Raw genomic sequence first — 18,210 nt, forward strand, 5'->3', positions numbered from 1 at the left:
GAGAAAACAGCGATGCGACAGACAAGAAAGGCGCACAGGGCAAAGACGGTGCTTGTTGCCGGCGGCGCGGGCTTCCTCGGTTCGCATCTTTGCGAAGTATTGCTCCGCAACGGCTGGCGCGTGATCTGCGTCGACAATTTTCTGACCGGGCGCATGGAAAACATCATCTCGATCATGGACCGGCCGGGTTTCCGGTTGATCGAGCAGGACATCTGCCGGCCACTGGATCTCGGCGAGCCCGTGGATCACATCTTCAACCTGGCCTGCGCCGCCTCACCGCCGCGTTATCAGGCCGACCCGATACACACCACGCGTACCTGCGTGATCGGAACCCTCAACCTGCTCGAACTCGCTGTCCGCAATGACGCGCGACTGCTGCAGGCCTCGACGAGCGAAGTGTATGGCGATCCGGAACAACACCCGCAAAGGGAGGATTACGTAGGTCATGTGAACTGCACCGGCCCACGCGCCTGCTACGACGAGGGCAAGCGCACCGCCGAAACGCTTTGCTTCGACTATCTAAGAGCCGGCAAGGCCGACGTCCGCGTCGCGCGCATCTTCAACACCTACGGTCCGAGAATGGATCCCGCCGACGGTCGCATCGTCTCGAATTTGATCATGCAGGCGCTCGAGAAGCGTCCGCTGACGATATTCGGCGACGGCCAGCAGACGCGATCCTTCTGCTATGTGTCCGACTTGATTGATGGATTGATGCGCCTGATGAACATCGATCCCAATCCGGGCAAGCCGGTCAATCTGGGCAATCCCGGAGAATTCACCATCGTGCGACTGGCGGCATTGGTGAAGGCGATGACCGGCACCAAGTCGGATCTGAAATTTCTGCCCCTGCCGCAAGACGATCCTCGGCGCAGGCAGCCTGATATTTCGCGTGCGAAAACGCTGCTCGGCTGGTCGCCGAGAGTGCCGCTCAACGAAGGGCTCAAGCTGACGATCGATTATTTCGCGGCGCTCGAAGGCACCGGCATCGGCGATCAGATGACAGGCCTTGCCAAAAGGAGACCCGCAGGCGGGCTGCAGAACCTTCCTGCATGACGTGGGCCGCGGCCGTAGCTGCCCGGAGATCGTGCGGAACATCCATCCAACCTTGTAGTTTGGCGGGAGGGACCCGATACGGAGGATCATCCTCATGCAACCCAAGCGACCCGCGAAGGATGTCGACAAGATTGCCGAACGCGAAGCGGCTGCCTATCTGCGGCGCTCCTCCATTACCTATCTCGAGTGCTGCGTCAGCCTGATGATGACGCATCTGCAGCGCGAGGAAGTGGCCGCTATTCTCGAGCAGGAAGCAGACATGCTGCGAAGGCTGGATTGATCGAAACGTTACACCTGAGAGTCGTCCAGGAACCGTATCAACCCCGCCCTGTATCGGTCTGCCGTCGCGGCCAGCCTTGCTTCTTCCTGCCCATTTTCGGATCGCGCAGCCGTGCTCCAGAGCCCGATTTGGAACGCCAAATAGCAGGGTTCGAAAAAATCGATGTGGCCATTGTCAATATCGAGCCCCATCCCCTCGACCAATGTCGTCACATCGCTGTCGGATAGTCCATATTCGACACGGGCGCCGGCAATGTCCCACTCTATCGGCTGGCAGCCAATCAAATCGTGTGCCCGGCAATGCTCGACCGCATCTGTCTTGACCACCGTGCCATCGGCACAAACGAGAAACTCCCACGCGTGAAGCTTTCCGTCGATTTCCACCCGCTGCAGAACATGCGCAGGGGTTTTTTTCGAGAGCCAATGGCGCAACGTCGCCGCTCGGTTCTCGCCCAGGGCTTCAGATGTATTGGAAACAGCCATTTCCGCGAGTGCGAGCAATGATGCACCCGGTTCGCAGGTTCGGAGATTGAGCGCCCGCCAGGCTAGATAGCGCGTCAACTCCGCGACCAGCCTTCCTCTGGGCAGCGGCGCCTGGTCCATCGTGGTGCCGTCAATCCACCGTTCAACCAGAAAGCCGTGGCAAAGCCCGACCACTTGCGACCCCAACCCGGCTTTCCCCAACATTTCCGCGGTTCGTTTCTTATTCCGTCCGGTTTCGCCGAGGCCGGCGAACTTGACGAGCCAGCGACCACACCCCGCGGACGCCAGGAATTTACGCCGCTCGATGCCGCGCGGGCTCGGCGGCCAATGCTTTTCGTCGACGTAGTGGGCGCTCCTCCATTCGCCACCAGACAGTTCGGTCAGGCGTAATTCGGGGCTGCCGACCGCCTCGGCCACCCAGTCGGTAAGAGAGGGAATGTTCGAGCTTTCGGGGAAGGTGCATTCGAGCGCCGTCGCCACATGTTTCGGACAGCGCGACCATGTCTCCCTGGCCTCCCGTGACGCTTCGGTGCCCGGGTTGCCAGGATGGCTGGGAAACAGGTGAATGCGGTCCATACCAATACCCAGTTCCCGCAGCCACGCGACGACGGCGTGCATCGAACTGCCGGACAGACCGGGACCTTCGTCTACAACGGCGAAGCGTGTCGATGGATTGTTCTTCCAGGAAGCGATCGAGCGCGGATCGGCATTGATGTGCCTGCGGAAAGGATGGCCGACCGGACGAACGCTGAACGGCGCCGGCGCGCCAATCGCGGCAGCCACTATGGCGGCAAGCCCCAGGCCGATGCTGCGGATGCCGATCACGCATGTGTTCGCATCGAGACCTGACTCCTGCGCCGCTCCCAAATAGCTTTCGGGATAAAGCGCGTAATGCGCGTAACCCTCGGCAGAACCGGTCAGAACCTCAGCCTCGCAATCCAACCCGTCCAGCAGTTGGAGAAGTCCCGGCTCGATGCCACCGCCCATGGCGAAACCGCTTCGCCACGACTTCGCCACCTCTGCCGCAAGACCAACCAGCAATCTGGCGCCTTGCTGTTGCCGCGGCGAAAAGATGTCGATGCCCCTGGCCTCGAAATCGACATCGGCAAGCGCGCGAACCAGTTCCGATACGCTGATGAATAGGCCGACCAACGCGGCATGGCGTCGGACGCCATGAGCCATGCGGTCCAGACTTTGAGCAATCTCGCTGGCAGCTTCGCGAAGCCGTTCTGCGCTCTGCCTCCGCTTCTGGTCGCCGTAAACGATCATCGATCGGTTTTCCAATGCTTTGCCTTGCGGCAACGCCGCGAGCGCTGCTTCGATCCATGCTGTCTTGCGCAATTTTTCGGCAGGCCAAGGAACATTCCGGCACGCTGGTGGTTCGGCGGCAGGAACTTACCTTTGAACAGCATAGGGCGGCAGTTTCGTGGGATCGAAAAAGGTTCGTGTCGGTATCGTCGGGGTCGGCAATTGCGCATCCTCCCTGGTGCAGGGCCTCTCCTATTATCGTCACGCAAAAAGCAACGAACCAATCCCAGGGCTGATGCATGCCGACCTCGGCGGTTACCATGTCGACGACATCGAGATTGTCTGCGCATTCGACGTCGCCAGGAGCAAGGTTGGCCTCGACGTCGCTGAAGCAATCTACGCCGCCCCGAACAACACGTTCCGCTTTGCCGATGCGGCGGCAAACGGCGTTCGCGTCGAGCGCGGACCGACACTTGACGGCATCGGAAAATACTTGCGCGACGAAATCGAGGAGGCGCCGGAGCCGGTTGCCGACGTCAGCGAAATCTTGCGCAACAGCGGCGCCGACGTGCTGGTCTCTTACCTGCCGGTGGGCTCCGAGGAGGCGACGCGCTTCTACGCCGAATGCGCGCTTGAGGCCGGCTGCGCCTTCGTCAACTGCATACCCGTTTTCATCGCCTCACGTCCGGAATGGCGCCGGCGCTTCGAGCAGCGAGGGCTGCCGCTGGTCGGCGATGATATCAAGAGCCAGGTCGGGGCGACCATCGTTCACCGCCTGCTGGCCAATCTCTTCCGCGAGCGCGGCGTGCGCATCGATCGCACTTATCAGCTGAATTTCGGCGGCAACACCGACTTCCTCAACATGCTGGAACGCGAGCGGCTGGAATCAAAGAAAATTTCCAAGACCCAGTCCGTGGCCAGCCAGTTCGATGTTCCCCTGGAGCCGGGCAATATTCATGTCGGACCCAGCGACCACGTACCGTGGCTGACTGATCGCAAATGGGCCTATATCCGAGTGGAAGGGACGACCTTCGGCGGCGTGCCGCTCAACGCCGAGCTCAAGCTGGAAGTCTGGGATTCTCCAAATTCAGCCGGCGTGGTGATCGATGCGATACGCTGCGCCAAGCTTGCGCTCGATCGCGGCATAGCGGGAGCACTGACCGGCCCCTGCAGCTATTTCATGAAGTCGCCTCCCGAACAGTTCACCGACGCCGAAGCGCGGCAGCGCACGCTCGCTTTCATCGCCGGCAAGGACGAGCCTTTGCTGGATGCCGCGGAATGACGACAACGTTCTTTTTGATCCGTCATGCAGCGCACGACAATGTCGGCTCCTATCTTGCAGGACGAATGGACGGCGTTTGCCTTGGCGAGGCTGGGAAGGCGCAGGCCGCGCATCTTGGTGGCCGCATGGCCCGGGAGCCGATTGAAGCCATCTTGTGCAGCCCGCGTGAGCGTACGCAAGAGACGGCCGTGCCGATCGCGCTTGCCTGCGGCGTCGGTGAAATCGCGATCTGCGCCGAACTCGACGAGATCGATTTCGGCGATTGGTCGGGAAAGACCTTCGACGAGTTGAACGGCGACGCCGGCTGGCGGGCGTGGAACGACCAGCGGCAGGAGGCCAGGACACCGAGCGGCGAGACCATGCTGGATGTCCAGGAGCGGATCGTCGCACTGATGAACGCAGTGCGCGAGCGGCATCCGAATCAGTGTGTCGCCCTGGTCAGCCACGCCGACGTGATCAAAGCCGCCGTCTGCAAGGTGCTTGGCTTGCCGGTCGGCGACTGCTTCCGCTTCGACATCGATCCAGCCTCGATCACGACGATCGTGTCGGGTGACTGGGGCTCCAAGCTCCTGCGAATGAACGAAGCTGCCTGACGAGGACTTTCCGGATGCAGATGGTCATTTTCGGTCTCACCGTTACATCATCATGGGGCAACGGCCATGCCACGCTCTGGCGGGGACTGATCCGCGCCCTGGGTCGGCTGGGATGGTCCATCACCTTCTTCGAACGCGATACCCCCTACTATGCCGGGACGCGTGATCTCGATCGGCTCGATGGCGGCAACGTCGTCATTTATCCGGACTGGGAGGACATCCGTCGCGTTGCGGAGCGGGCAATGAAGCAAGCGGATGTCGTCGTCGTCACCTCCTACTGTGCCGACGCCGTGGAGGCCTCGCGGCTGGCGCAGCAGACAGGTCGCGGATTGCGTGTCTTCTACGATCTCGACACTCCGGTCACGCTTGCCCGCATCGAGCAAGGCGAGCGTCCGCCCTATTTCGGACCTGAGGGTCTCGCCGATTTCGACCTCGTTTTGAGTTACACCGGCGGCTCTGCGATCGAGGCGCTTAAGTCGGTTTTGGGCGCGCGTCACGTGGTGCCGCTCTATGGGCATGTCGATCCCGACCAACACCGGCCGGCAGAGAAGCGGGCCGAATTCGCCGGTGATCTGTCCTATCTCGGAACCTACGCGGCGGATCGCCAGGCCGGCGTCGAAAAGCTGCTGGTCCGCCCGGCCGCGCGCCTGCCTGACCACCGCTTCATCATTGGCGGCGCGCAATATCCGCAGGAATTCCCATGGAGCGACAATATCTTCTTTGTCAGGCATCTTCCGCCCGCCGATCATCCGGCTTTCTTCTCATCATCTCGCCTTACATTGAACGTCACCCGGGAGGCGATGGCGCAAAAGGGCTGGTGCCCGTCGGGACGGCTCTTCGAAGCGGCCGCGTGTGGGGCTGCCATCGTCACCGATGCATGGCCGGGCCTGGCCGAATTTTTCGAACCCGGCCGCGAAATCTTGTTGGCGCATGACACCGATGATGTGGTCGCCGCATTGCGATTGCCGGAGCGCGAGCTCGACGGCATTCGAAGGCGTGCCCGCGACCGGGTCTTGGGCGAACACACTTCCGCACGGCGCGCGGCGGAACTGGATCGCATCCTGAACGATGCCTTTCAAAGATCTCCCGGCGAACCGATGAGGGAAGCGGTTTGATGTTGGGCATCGTACCCGCTGCCGGGCGCGGCAGCCGCATTCAGCCGCTCGGCTTCTCGAAAGAGCTGCTGCCGGTCGGTAGCCGGATCGATGGACAGACCGAGCGTCCCTGCGCCGTGAGCGAGTATCTGGTACGGCGCATGGTGCAGGCCGGCGTCGACAAGATTTGCTTCATCATCGGATCGGGCAAATCCGACATCCTTGAATACTACGCCGCCGGCTACGGTGACGCGGCGGCTCTCTTCGTGGTGCAGCCGAACCCCGTCGGTCTGTGCGATGCGATCTTCCGGGCGGCGCCCCTCGTCGCGCCCGACGAGGTCGTCCTGGTCGGCCTTCCCGATACGATCTGGTTTCCCGAGGACGGTTTCCGCCATTTGCCCGACGATCAGCTCTCATTTCTGCTTTTCCCGGTGGATCAGCCGGAATTCTTCGACGCCGTCGTCACCGACGTCCACGAGCGCGTGATCGAAATCCAGGTCAAACGACAGGATGCCGCCACGAACTGGATTTGGGGTGCGTTCAAGATGCCGGGCCATATCCTGCATCAGCTTGCGGCACTCTGGCGTGAGCGCGAGCGCAGTGACGAATATATCGGCACTTTGGTCAACGCCTATATTGCGGCCGGCGGTACAGCTTTTGGTGTCAGGGCTGGGTCGGACTATGTCGATGTCGGCACTTTCAACGGCTATCGAACAGCTCTGCGGTTGCTTGAAAACGACGCCTCATCCGCGCAGCGCCGGCCCACCATGATCATGCCCGGCGCGCAGTCGCATGTACCCGTCGTTCCTGGCGAAGGAGCCTGAGCCATGCTGCATTCCCATGCCGAAATCCGCCGCCGCATCGATGCGCTCGGCCCATGGTTCCACAACATGGAACTTGCCGGCGTCGAAACCGCTCCCAACCATTTTCTGGGCAACTACCCGCTGATCAAATGGCGCAAATTTGCCAATGCCATTCCCGCTGATCTGAGGGGCAAGGCCGTACTCGATATCGGCTGCAATGCAGGATTTTACTCCATCGAGATGAAACGGCGAGGTGCTGACCGTGTCCTCGGCATCGATTTCGATGACGCCTACCTGGCGCAGGCTCGCTTTGCCGCCGAGGTTGCCGATTGCGAGATCGAATTCCAGAAGCTTTCGGTCTACGACGTCGGCTCGCTGCGCGAGACGTTCGATGTCGTGCTGTTCATGGGAGTGCTTTACCATTTGCGCCACCCCTTGCTCGCGCTCGACCTGATCCGCGAACATGTCGCCCGTGACCTGATGATCTTCCAGTCCATGCAGCGCGGCAGCGCGGATCTGCCCGAGTTGGAAGAAAACTATCATTTCTGGACGCATGACCTGTTCGACCAGCCGCAGTTTCCCAAGCTGCATTTCATCGAGCACCGCTATGCCGACGATCCCACCAACTGGTGGATTCCAAACCGCGCCTGCACCGAAGCGATGCTGCGCAGCGCCGGTTTCGAGATCGTTCTGCACCCCGAGCAGGAGGTCTATTTCTGCCGCGCAGCCGGGGACCCGGCCGGCGGCGGCGCCATCTACCCCTCGAAAGGACAGCTCCATGATTGAAGCCGCCATGATCTGGAACGAGCCCAACAACAAATCGCATTGGGACCCAGAGCTCGATCCCGATTGGAGCCGCTTTGCCAGGATGGCGATCTTGTCGGCTGACGCAATCGCGTCGGAGAACCCGTCTTTGACGAAAGTACTCGGTGGCATCTCGCCGATAGATCCGGGCTTTATCACCCGCATGAAGGAATTCGGCGTGCTGGACCATGTCGATGCCGTCGCCGTGCACGGCTTTCCGCTCGACTGGAACCTGTGGCAGATCCACGAATGGCCACAGAAGATCGGCGAGATCGCGACCGTCACCAACCTTCCCATCTGGGTCAGCGAAGTCGGCGTATCGACCTTCGGCGCGGAAGAAATCCAGGTTTGGGGGCTCAAGCGCACCGCCGAGTTGCTGATTGGCAACGCACCACGCATCCAGTGGTACAGCCTCTACGATCTTCCGCGCGAATGGGAAGCAACGACGCGGCATCGCGAGGCGGAGGGCTCTTCTTACTATCGACATTTCCACATGGGGCTGCTGCGCCAGGACGGTACGCCAAAACCTGCGCTGGAGGAGTTCCTGCGCTACACGCCCGCAATGGGGCTGGTGCAGTGGTTTCATTTCGAGGACCCCCGGCTGGACGATGCCGTCGCCTGGATGAAGCGGCTGGGCGTCACCAATATGCGCACGGGGCTTTCCTGGGCAGACAGCTTCCGGCCGAACGCGCTGGACTGGTTCGACCGGCAGATGGAGGCACTCGCCGATTTCGACGTGACGGTCACCTTTTGCTTTACACCGCAGCATCGGGGAATGATGCCCCACCACACCAGCCCGCCACTGGCGCCGGAGGAGTTCGCGGAATTCTGCGCAACCATGATCCGCCGCTATGCGCCCGGCATGACGTCCGCTTCGCTCCCGACGCGGCGGGCCTCGGCAGCGTGAAAGTGTCATGCTGCCATGCATCAGACGCCTGATACATTGGACGAATTAGCGGCATCATCGACAGGTGGTGCGGCATACGGGACCGAGGCGCAACCAGCCGCGGCGCTCACTGTCCTCAATGTCGCCTACCCTCTCGCACCCGTCGGACCCGATGCTGTCGGCGGTGCCGAACAGGTTCTGTCGATGCTCGATCGGGGGCTGGTTCGCGCCGGCCACCGCTCTATCGTCATTGGCTGCCGCGGCTCCAGCGCGAGCGGTACCCTTGTGGAAATACCGGCTGAAAACGGCGTGCTCGACGAGGCGGCGAAGAGCCGCGCGCAGCAGGCTCATCGCAAAGCGATCGCCGCTGCCCGCGCCCGATGGCCGATCGATGTGGTTCATCTGCACGGCATCGATTTTCATGCCTATCTGCCCGACGATGGTCCGACCCTGGTGAGCCTCCACCTGCCCTTGGACTGGTATCCGGCCGAGGCTCTGCGACCGACGCGCGACGACCTGTGGCTCCATGCGGTCTCGCCCACCCAGCAGCAAACGGCGCCACCAGAGGCCAGACTGGTGGCGCCGATTCCCAACGGCGTTGACATCGAAGCACTGAGCCTGGTGCAGCCGAAGCGAGACTTTGCCCTGGTTCTCAGCCGGGTCTGCCCGGAAAAGGGCATTCACCTGGCCCTGGACGCGGCCAAACAGGCGGGCGTGCCCCTGGTCATCGGCGGCAAGGTCTACCCCTACGAAACACATACGCGCTACTTTCGCGACGAGGTCCAATCCCGTCTTGATGCTCGCCGCCGCTTCCTGGGCCCGCTCGGTTTTAACGCCAAGAGGCGCTTTCTCAACGCAGCCCGCTGTCTGGTCATTCCAAGCCTCGCCGCCGAGACAAGCTCGCTTGTCGCCATGGAAGCCCTCGCCTGCGGTACCCCGGTGGTCGCATTCCCGAATGGTGCGCTTGCGGATGTCATCGAGCACGGCAGGACGGGCTTTCTCGTCAACACAGTCGACGAGATGGCCCAAGCCATTCTTGCGGCGCCCAGCCTGGACGCCGAGGCGTGCCGGGTGGAGGCGCGACGGCGGTTTTCGCTGGAACGGATGATCTCGTCGTATATGGCTGCCTATCAGGCGCTGGCACAACTTGGCACAGATTGCCGGCGCTTCGCAGCGGCACCGTGAGAAAAGCAGTGTTGCGCAGCGAAATCATCGATGACCCCGTAAAATTCGATGCCTTGACGCCGCACTGGTGGAAACTATGGGAGCAGAGCTCCTCTGCGACGCCGTTCCAATCCCCCGCTTGGCTGGTGCCATGGTGGCGCGCATTCGCACCCGGTGAACTGGCGACAGTTGCGGTCTGGCGTGGCGGCGATCTGGTCGGGCTGGCGCCACTCTATCTCGAGCATGGAACGGCCGGTTCGAAGCTGCTTCCGGTCGGTATTTCGCTCAGTGATTATCTGGACATCCTGGCTGTCCGGGATATCGAGGCGGCGGTTGTCGCCACCATTGCCGAAACGATCTGCTCCGTCGGGTGGTCACAATGGATCTTGTCTGATCTGCCGCAAAACAGTGCCGGTCTTACGATCGCGCATCCCGGTTTAACGGTCGAGAGGCCGGCAATTCATGCAGCCTGCCCCGTGCTTGCTGTTGCCGGCGACGAAACGTTGGCCGGCTGCGTTCCCGCTCGGCGTAGGCGCCAGTTGCGCCGGGCGCGTCAAGCGGCGTCCAGACGCGGCCGGCTCGCGTTGGCGTCAGCCCGGGGCGATCAGAACTTCCTGAACCAATTGATCCGCCTGCACCATGCACGCTGGGTTGGACATGGAGGTGGTGTATTGGCCGACCCCGCCGTGCAGCACTTCCATGGGCTTTCACTTCCCTTGCTCGATGCTCACGGTCTGGTCCGATGCTGGTTGCTCGCGATCGATGGCACGACTGTCGCCGCCTATTACGGATTTCACCACCGCGGCCGCGCCTATGCCTATCTCGGCGGCCTAGATCCTGCTTATGCCGAGGAGAGCCCAGGTGCGATCCTGATCGGCCACGCGATCGCGGAGTCGATCCGCGAAGATGCGCGCGAGTTCGACTTCCTGCGCGGTCAGGAGGCCTACAAATATGGCTGGGGCGCCGTCGACAGGTGGACGATGCGGAGGATCTGGACGCGGAGTTGATGTCATGAGTGTGCACGCGCAGCGCCGGACATCGGTCAGACGGGCGGTCGAAGATTGCATGGCCGATGGTGCCTGCGCCGAAGCTGTTCTCGTCAGGCTGGCGCTTCACCTGCCGCCCACAATTGAAGCGGCGGAATTGGCGGAGTTCGTGCTGAAAGTCCGTCCTGCGGATACCGGCGATGCTGAAAGACTGCGAAAGGTCGCTGGACTGCTGCGCCACAGACCGGGCGTCCTTGCCACTTTGCGAGCGACAGGCGGCGCCGTTCGGCATGAACGCGGTAACGGCGAGACGGATATTGCCGTCGTCACGCGGCTGGCCTCGAGTTTTGATGCCGCGGCAGCAATTTCGACAGCCGCAAGTGTCCAGTTAGGATCCCTTGGCGATGACGGGCGGCTGACAGCCATGACCGACGAAATCGTTGAATGGCTCGAGGCGCGAGAATTCACCGGAATTGAACGAGACATTCTCGACATCGGTTGCGGCATCGGACGTTTCGAGCGCGCGCTGTCCAATTCCTTCAAGCGGATGGTCGGCATCGACATATCATCGCGGATGATCTCTATCGCCTCCGAGCAATGCGAAGCGCTCGGCAATGTCGAACTGCGCCAAACCTCCGGTCTCGATCTGGCCGACTTCGACGACGACAGTTTCGATTGCGTGTTGGCGGTCGACAGCTTTCCCTACCTGGTCCTGGCCGGCATGGCTGAGCGGCTTTTCGATGAAATTGCGCGCGTTCTCAAACGGCCGGGCCGGCTCGCATTGCTGAACTATTCTTATCGCGGATCGCTTTCTTTGGACCGGGCCGACATCGGCCGTCTTGCGCAAGCTCACCAATTGCGGGTCGTCATCGACGGCGAGAAGCCGTTTCGGTCATGGGATGGCGACGCCTTCCTGCTTGCTGGGTGAGACGGAACATTACAGCGCGATGCCGGTTCGGGCGTCGGCACCGATCGGTGTCCTGGATTCGAAGGAGGAGATCATGGCATCCGGCGGCAAAAAGCATTTCGGCCAAGGCAGCCAAGGCAAAGGTGCCGGCGCCGGCGCAATGACCACCTTGGACAAGGACAAGATCGAGGAAAACGCGGTTTTGTCCAACCGCGACAGGAAGCAACATGGCCGAGAGCGCGGGCTGGACGGCAATCGAATCAAGTCCGATCAATTTCAGGATCACGCCGCAAACCGGTTGCTGAAGGACTGACGCCACCGCGCCGCGTCTTGCCGCGGCACGGAGGAAAAACTGTGCAAGGGCCGCCGGTGAGCCTCTCGGCGGTCGACAACGCCTTGTAGTGCCGAGCGCTCATCATCAGACTTGGATCTAGGGATGCTATCAAGAGAACGTGATGTCTCATTCGAGCGACGATACCACGGATCTGGTTGTCGAGATGGCAGTGGATCAGGAGATTGCTTCCCTCCTGGCCGCCATAGAGCAGGAAAAGATACCGGACCGCCTCTCCAAGCTGGCGATCGAATTGCAAAACGCTCTCGTCGAGAAGCGTCGGCGAGACGTGAAGAGCTGACTATCTGCGGTTGTCGACCTCTATATCGAGCTGACCATCCGACAGCTGATTTCGTCTCTCTATCAATGTCTGCAGAGAGCTCTCCCCGAGTAGCTCAAGGATGTTGGCGCGGGCACGGTTCAGCCGGCTCTTGACCGTCCCTACCGCGCAGCCGCAGATTTCGGCGGTTTCCTCGTAGCCCACTCCTAAAACGCCGATCAGCATCAGCACCTCGCGCTGATGTTCGGGCAGCTTTTGGATGGCGCCGTGAACTTCCTTGCTCTGAACGGTCCATTCCTGGGTAGCTTCCGAAATCGGTCTCGAAGACGCGCAGTCGAGAAGGCCTGGCGCTTCCCGTGCAGCGATCTTGATCCGGGTGTAGTAGGTGTTGCGCATGATGGTGAAGAGCCACGACTTCATGCGTGTACCGGGTTCGAACTTGTCGATGTTGGCGAGCCCTTTGGTCAACGTTTCCTGCACCAGATCGTCGGCATCGTCTGGAACGCGGCAGAAGGTGCGCGCGAAAGCCCGCAGGGCAGGTATCAGATCAACGATGGAAACGTCATTGGTTTGTTGGTCGGCCAAGAGATAGCCTCCGGATGACAATGGTCCAGCTCCCAGAAGAAAGAGTGAATGAACGAAGCCAGAGCTAAATGCATGGAAGTTTGGTTCGTTCCCGCCGTTGGAAACAACTCTTCGAAAATTCCATCGGGCGCGAACGCGCCGACTACGGTCTTCCCCCAAACACGCCCACTTCAAGGGAACGAAACACCATGCCGAGCTTCATTCCCGGGAAGCCTCGCCGGTGCGTTTGGCTGTGCAGGGCATGGACCGAGTCGTGCGGCTGGCAACGCGCAAACCACTGCCTGACAAACCTATTGGCGAACCACTTGGCGAACTCGGCTACCATCGATACATAGCGATAATGGTTGGCCCGGAGGATATGTTAAAGTCGTTGATTTTATCGATTTGTTGGCGCGGGTGAAATCCAGCAATCGGTCGAAGTTGCCGGGCAGTCGGCCAACGAACATGCTCGTCCAGCACTTGCTCTATTCTGCCCTCCGATCAGGCTAAGCCGATGAAATACCGGGTTGATTCACCCTTGACGGCGTCGCCGAACGGCGTGCTGTGGCGTACAATCTGCAGCTGCTCTCCGAAGCTGGCTGTTGCGGTGCTGTGCAACTCGCTTTGGCGAAAATCACGGATGACGATCAGCGCTTGAGTGAGCGCCCGAACCGGTCTTCGATCCGCGACTGCAGGAACTCGAGCCCCATCGAGAGCAGCCAATAGATCATTGAGGCGGTGATGAGCATCTCGATGTGGCGGAACTCGGTCTGGCCCTGCGTGCGTGCGAGATACATGATCTCCCAGACCCCGACCACCGAGACCAGCGAAGAATCCTTCAGCATCGCAATGAACTGGTTGCCGGTCGGCGGCACGATGACCCGCATCGCCTGCGGCAGGATGACCAGGAACATCGTCTGGTTAGCGCTAAGGCCGAGTGCCGTAGCACCCTCGGTCTGGCCGCGCGAGATGCTTTCGATGCCGGCGCGGAAGATCTCGGTCATGTACGCGCCGTAGCAGAGCGACAGCGCCATGATGCCGGCCGGCACGGCGCCGATCACGTAGCCAATCTGCGGCAGGCCGAGATAGATGATGTAGATCTGCATCAACAACGGCAAGCCACGAAACAGAGAGGTATAGAAGGTCGCCAAGCCATAGACCACGCCGTTGCGGGAAAGTTTGGCGATGGCGCCAACGAAGGCGATGAGGGTGGCGATGGCGATCGAAATGGCCGAAATGTAGAGGGTCGTCACCACACCCTTCGAGACGAGGAAGCCGATCTTCTTGGCGATGAACGCGAAGGACAGGTCGAAGGAATAGAAAAACAACATTAGCAACACGAACAGCTCTATCCAAACTGCCACAATCTGCTGTTTGCGGCTGAGATACCGCAGCGCGTTCCAGTTCGCCACCAAGATCAATGCGATCAGCACCGCCGAGACCGCCCGCCCGACGTCCGGGTTGGCGGCGAGCCACTCGACCGACCCCGGAACGAGCTTGCCGAGCCAACTGGCTTTGATGCCGAGCCCATACAGGCCGGCGGCGATGGCGGCGAGCACGAAGAATACGCCAACGCGGCGCGCCGCGTCCGGGTGGTTGAGCAATAGTCGGCCGATCACGTCTTCGATCTCCCTGCGGTCAGCGGGCCCGCTCGCGCCACCAATCCTGCGCCTGCAGCTTCCAGTAGGTGAGTTGCGCAACCGCAAGTCCAGCCGGGCCGCCCGCCCAGGCAAGGCCGAAGGGTGTGAACAGCCGGTAGCGGTCCGATTGTCCCAGTATGGCTTCGGCGATCAACTTGCCGGCGATCGCCGTGGTGTTGATGCCATGGCCACCAAAAGCCGTGAGGTACCAGACGCCCGGCTGCAACGGGCCTATCTGGGGCATCATGTGCCGGGCATAAGACATGAGCCCGGACCAGGCGAGTTCGGTCTTGAGGTGTTCGAGCTGCGGATAAGTGGTGACCATCTCACGGCGCAATTGCCTCGCCAACACGCCCGATGAGGCTGCCCGGGTGGTGATGCGCCCTCCCCAGAGCAGCCGCCTGCCGTCTTCGACAACACGGTAATAATCGCCTGCGCGACGGTTATCGCCGACGGCGTCGGTCGTCGTAATCGCCTTGGCGATGAGGTCAGGCGCCTCCTCGCTCACCATAACGTAAGTGGCGATAGGCAGAAATGCCCGCTGCAGCCGGCCGACCAGTGGGCCCGTATATCCGCCGGTGGCAACTACGGCCAGGCGGGCGCGCACTTCGCCGCTGTCGGTGCGCAAGATCTTTTCGGCGCCGTCAAGGTTGGCTTCAACGGCAGCCGTTCTCTCGTATATCCTGCCGCCCAGCCGTTCGATCTCGCCCGCAACGGCGCGCAGATAGTTAAGCGGATGCATGTGGAAGGCGCTGGGATCGCGCAAACCTTGGTGGTAGCGATCGGAATTCAGCACCGCTCGCACCTGGTCGCGATCGAGATAGTCGAGCCGATAGTCGAAATCCCGCGCCAGTTGCTCCGCATATGCCTTGAGCGCGGCGCCGCCATCGTGGCGAAGCACGCTCAATATACCGGAGCGCGGCTCTGCCGCCTTGATGTCTAGATCGCGGATCGTCTGCCGCACGAAGTCGACGCCTTCGATGGACAGGCGGTGCAGTTTTTGTGCCGCGTCGACGCCGGCCATCGCGGCGATGTTGTCGGTGCCGGTGGCGAAACCGGGATTGACGAAGCCGCCATTGCGACCGGAGGCGCCGAAGCCTATCCGCTGCGCCTCAAGAACGACGACCTGCTGGCCGGCGCGAGCCAGCTGCAACGCCGTCGTCAGGCCGGCCAGTCCGCCGCCGACAACGACTGTCTCGCACTCGGAAACGCCGCTCAGCGGCGGCCTGATGGTGTTGTCGGCAAGCGTGCGTCGGTAATAGGTGTCAGGACATGTCATGATCAATAGATGAGGTGGCGGCACTAGAGCATTTTGCAGGCAGGCGGAGCCGCCCGGTGTCGTGGAAATGCGGCTGAAACAAAACAGATGGAGCGGGATGTTCAATTGAATGCACCCCGCCCAAGCTTTATCCACGATGCCTCTCAGTCAGAGCTGTAATCCTTGCCGTACCACTTGGTGGTCAGTTTCGCGAGGGTACCGTCCTTCTTCATCTCGTCGAGAATGCCGCCGATCTTGGCATTCCACTCGGCATCACCTTTTTCCGCGATCACCACCAGTGGCTCACGGAAGGCATAGCCGCCTTCCAGGACACGCAACGGGTAGCCGTTCTTTATCGCGTTCTGAGCCGTCTGTTCTGGTGCGATGACCGCGTTGAGGCGCACGCCGTCGCCGAGCCTCAAATCGTCGAACGGCAGCATTGAGTCGGCGAAAGTCCTGATCTCACCGGGCTCCAGCTTGTATTCGATGGGCGGCAGGCCGGGAGCATCGATCTCGAGTTGTCTGCGGATGAAATCCTCCGACGTGGTGGCGGTCTCGACGCCGATGATCTTACCGTTCAGGTCGGCGACCGATTTGGCCGGGCTGTCCTTGTGAACCACGTAAACGTAGGGGCTATAATAATAGATGCCTTCGAAATCGATCACCTTGGCCCGCGCTTTGGTCGGCGTCACCGAGCCGACACCCAGATCGTAGCGTCCCTGCCAATGGCCGCCCGTCATCGTCGCCCAGTCCGGCGTGTCGAAACTGACCTCCACACCGAGGCGCCTTGCGATCTCCTTCGAGACGTCGATATCGAAGCCGACCAACTGATTGCTGTCGTCGAGGAAACTCTGCGGCGGCCAACCGCTGTTTGTGGCGACCACCATTGCCTTCTTCGAGGTAACCCGGTCGATGGTTTCACCCGCCGAGGCCGCAGACGCGAACGCGAGCGTGGTAGTGGCCAAGGTCAGCCACGCGATCAATTTCCTCACTTGAACCTCCCTCTTCATCGTCATTCAGACATATGCTTCCCAGAGCGCGCTCTCGTAGAGAAACAGCAATTGAGAGCGCGGCATGAGATCGATCTCATATCAGCACACATATCGACGAGGGGATCAAGTCCTTTTTCAAGTAGCCAGTTGTCCTCCGGGGGCGCAAAGCATCGGCACCCGCACGGTGCGGCGGAACCCGCGTTTGATGTGACGCGCGTGACTTTCAAGACAGAGGAAACGAAGATCTACTTCAACCTATCACATCATTGCCAGATGGGCGGCACAGGATGGCTTGCTGTCTACGAGTTTCCGATGTTCCGGTTAAGCATGGGTGCGCGGCACACCGGCAGCAGCACCAGCAGGATGATGGCGGAGTCGACCCAGAGGACCCTGTTCACGCCCATCGTGTCGACGATCTGACTGGTCGCTAGGGTACCCACGGAGATGGCAAGATTGAAAGTGAAGCAGTAGATGGCCGTCGCGGTCTCCGCGCTTTCTGGTGCTGCACTCAGCACCCACGTCTGCAGCGTGATGGGCGCCGCGCCATACGCGAAGCCCCACACCAGCAGCAGGATGGTTCCTGTGAGCGGCGTGACCCCGAGCAACGGGAAGAGAGCCAGCGTGGCGCCGAGCCCAATGACGATGCAGGCCAATGTGCGACCGACGGATTTGGCGGCCCAGACGCCTGCGACGGCGTTGCCAATCATTCCGAGAATGCCATACCCCAACAGTAACCAACCTATGCTCCCTGCAGTGACGCCCGAGACCTCCAGCAACACCGGGCTCACGAAAGTGTAGGCACCGTAGTGGGCAGCCACCAGCAGTGCGGTCGCAACCACGCCCGACAGGAGGGCGGGATTGCGCAATTGCGCACGCAGGGCTTTCACCTCCACAGGCTGCGCCGCCTCCAGCTTCGGAAGCACAAGCAGGGCGGCGAGCAGTATGGCAAAGCTCAGGCCGGCGAGAGACCAGAACGCGCCGCGCCAGCCGACTAGATCACCGATGATCGTGCCGGCCGGCACGCCCAGCACCGCAGCGGCACTTACACCGCCGAAGACAGTAGTCATGGCGCGCGGCACGGACGGTCCAGGAACAAGGCGTACTGCGATGCTTCCGGCTATCGCCCAAAAGCCACCGATGGTGATCCCGACGAGCAGCCTGGACGCGAGCAGAACGGGAAAGTTCGTTGCGAGCGCTGAAATCACGCTCGCCGCAGCCATTACCGCGAGCAGGCCCGCCATCAGAATACGCCGGTCGAGCCTCCCCACTGCCAACGGCAAACCGATAGAAGCGAACGCCGCAATTACGCCGGGTATCGTCACCGTGAGACCGCCACTCCCAATAGAGACATTCAACTCGGAAGAAATTGCCGGAATCAGCCCCACAGGGAGTTGCTCCGCAGTGATCATCGAAAAAATACCCAGCGATACAGTGAGCACGGAGAGCCACATGCGAAAAGTGGCTCCCTGTTTCTCCCGAAGGGCTGCTTTGGTCAGAGACATGATCACCTCCAGCCCGCGAGAAGGCACTCGACGCCAACGTTTCGGGCAAACGTTAGAGAGA

At 61.2% G+C, this 18,210-nt stretch carries 19 protein-coding genes; 13 read left to right on the plus strand and 6 right to left on the minus strand.

Going from position 1 to position 18,210, the window contains the following annotated elements; translation table 11 throughout:
• Positions 1 to 12 precede the first annotated feature (12 nt).
• Positions 13 to 1,053 carry a UDP-glucuronic acid decarboxylase family protein gene (locus NKH38_RS07550; protein WP_023681096.1) on the plus strand — a complete coding sequence of 347 codons (1,041 nt, stop codon included), beginning with the start codon at positions 13 to 15 and terminating at the stop codon, positions 1,051 to 1,053.
• A gap of 94 nt (positions 1,054 to 1,147) precedes the next feature.
• A complete protein-coding gene (locus NKH38_RS07555; RefSeq protein WP_023667982.1) occupies positions 1,148 to 1,333 on the plus strand; it encodes a hypothetical protein in 186 nt (61 codons plus the stop codon).
• 8 nt (positions 1,334 to 1,341) lie between these two features.
• Here the strand turns inward: NKH38_RS07555 and NKH38_RS07560 are convergent, their stop codons facing one another.
• Positions 1,342 to 3,156: a hypothetical protein gene (locus NKH38_RS07560; RefSeq protein WP_352761731.1), complete on the minus strand. Its 1,815-nt coding sequence runs from the start codon at positions 3,154 to 3,156 to the stop codon at positions 1,342 to 1,344.
• Between the two features lie 85 nt (positions 3,157 to 3,241).
• Here NKH38_RS07560 and NKH38_RS07565 point away from each other — a divergent pair, with 85 nt between their 5' ends.
• The 11 genes from NKH38_RS07565 (at position 3,242) to NKH38_RS07615 (ending at position 12,214) form a co-directional block, all read left to right on the plus strand.
• The gene (locus NKH38_RS07565; protein ID WP_023681094.1) at positions 3,242 to 4,345 is read left to right on the plus strand and encodes an inositol-3-phosphate synthase; all 1,104 of its coding nucleotides are present in this window, start codon (positions 3,242 to 3,244) and stop codon (positions 4,343 to 4,345) included.
• On the plus strand, positions 4,342 to 4,938 hold the full coding sequence (locus NKH38_RS07570) for a histidine phosphatase family protein (RefSeq protein ID WP_023667978.1): 597 nt from the start codon (positions 4,342 to 4,344) through the stop codon (positions 4,936 to 4,938). The genes NKH38_RS07565 and NKH38_RS07570 overlap by 4 nt, the downstream gene beginning before the upstream one ends.
• A gap of 14 nt (positions 4,939 to 4,952) precedes the next feature.
• The gene (locus tag NKH38_RS07575; protein ID WP_023714676.1) at positions 4,953 to 6,053 is read left to right on the plus strand and encodes a CgeB family protein; all 1,101 of its coding nucleotides are present in this window, start codon (positions 4,953 to 4,955) and stop codon (positions 6,051 to 6,053) included.
• Positions 6,053 to 6,856, plus strand: a complete 804-nt coding sequence (locus NKH38_RS07580; RefSeq protein WP_352761728.1) for a sugar phosphate nucleotidyltransferase — start codon at positions 6,053 to 6,055, stop codon at positions 6,854 to 6,856. The genes NKH38_RS07575 and NKH38_RS07580 overlap by 1 nt, the downstream gene beginning before the upstream one ends.
• A gap of 3 nt (positions 6,857 to 6,859) precedes the next feature.
• Positions 6,860 to 7,621: a TIGR04290 family methyltransferase gene (locus NKH38_RS07585; RefSeq protein WP_023733222.1), complete on the plus strand. Its 762-nt coding sequence runs from the start codon at positions 6,860 to 6,862 to the stop codon at positions 7,619 to 7,621.
• Positions 7,614 to 8,546: a glycoside hydrolase 5 family protein gene (locus NKH38_RS07590; protein WP_023699985.1), complete on the plus strand. Its 933-nt coding sequence runs from the start codon at positions 7,614 to 7,616 to the stop codon at positions 8,544 to 8,546. Before NKH38_RS07585 ends, NKH38_RS07590 begins: the two co-directional genes overlap by 8 nt.
• 36 nt (positions 8,547 to 8,582) lie before the next feature.
• On the plus strand, positions 8,583 to 9,710 hold the full coding sequence (locus NKH38_RS07595) for a glycosyltransferase (RefSeq protein ID WP_352761725.1): 1,128 nt from the start codon (positions 8,583 to 8,585) through the stop codon (positions 9,708 to 9,710).
• An 8-nt stretch (positions 9,711 to 9,718) separates the two neighbouring features.
• On the plus strand, positions 9,719 to 10,696 hold the full coding sequence (locus NKH38_RS07600; protein WP_352761723.1) for a GNAT family N-acetyltransferase: 978 nt from the start codon (positions 9,719 to 9,721) through the stop codon (positions 10,694 to 10,696).
• Between the two features lie 4 nt (positions 10,697 to 10,700).
• A complete protein-coding gene (locus NKH38_RS07605; protein WP_352761721.1) occupies positions 10,701 to 11,603 on the plus strand; it encodes a class I SAM-dependent methyltransferase in 903 nt (300 codons plus the stop codon).
• A gap of 73 nt (positions 11,604 to 11,676) precedes the next feature.
• Positions 11,677 to 11,895 (plus strand): hypothetical protein, encoded by a 219-nt coding sequence (locus NKH38_RS07610; protein WP_023681089.1) that lies wholly within the window; start codon positions 11,677 to 11,679, stop codon positions 11,893 to 11,895.
• Between the two features lie 142 nt (positions 11,896 to 12,037).
• Positions 12,038 to 12,214: a hypothetical protein gene (locus NKH38_RS07615; RefSeq protein ID WP_352761719.1), complete on the plus strand. Its 177-nt coding sequence runs from the start codon at positions 12,038 to 12,040 to the stop codon at positions 12,212 to 12,214.
• On the opposite strand, the gene NKH38_RS07620 is transcribed toward NKH38_RS07615, so the two are convergent.
• From NKH38_RS07620 to NKH38_RS07640, 5 genes are all read right to left on the minus strand, one after another.
• Positions 12,215 to 12,778 carry a sigma-70 family RNA polymerase sigma factor gene (locus NKH38_RS07620; RefSeq protein WP_023681087.1) on the minus strand — a complete coding sequence of 188 codons (564 nt, stop codon included), beginning with the start codon at positions 12,776 to 12,778 and terminating at the stop codon, positions 12,215 to 12,217.
• A 626-nt stretch (positions 12,779 to 13,404) separates the two neighbouring features.
• Positions 13,405 to 14,376, minus strand: a complete 972-nt coding sequence (locus NKH38_RS07625; RefSeq protein ID WP_023687785.1) for an amino acid ABC transporter permease — start codon at positions 14,374 to 14,376, stop codon at positions 13,405 to 13,407.
• Between the two features lie 19 nt (positions 14,377 to 14,395).
• Positions 14,396 to 15,676, minus strand: coding sequence for an NAD(P)/FAD-dependent oxidoreductase (locus NKH38_RS07630; RefSeq protein ID WP_352761716.1), 1,281 nt, complete (start codon positions 15,674 to 15,676; stop codon positions 14,396 to 14,398).
• 143 nt (positions 15,677 to 15,819) lie between these two features.
• Positions 15,820 to 16,647, minus strand: coding sequence for a transporter substrate-binding domain-containing protein (locus NKH38_RS07635; protein ID WP_502896598.1), 828 nt, complete (start codon positions 16,645 to 16,647; stop codon positions 15,820 to 15,822).
• Between the two features lie 299 nt (positions 16,648 to 16,946).
• On the minus strand, positions 16,947 to 18,149 hold the full coding sequence (locus tag NKH38_RS07640; protein WP_352761714.1) for an MFS transporter: 1,203 nt from the start codon (positions 18,147 to 18,149) through the stop codon (positions 16,947 to 16,949).
• Positions 18,150 to 18,210 lie beyond the last annotated feature (61 nt).

This window comes from Mesorhizobium sp. M1078 (genome assembly GCF_040318615.1).
Lineage (GTDB): Bacteria > Pseudomonadota > Alphaproteobacteria > Rhizobiales > Rhizobiaceae > Mesorhizobium.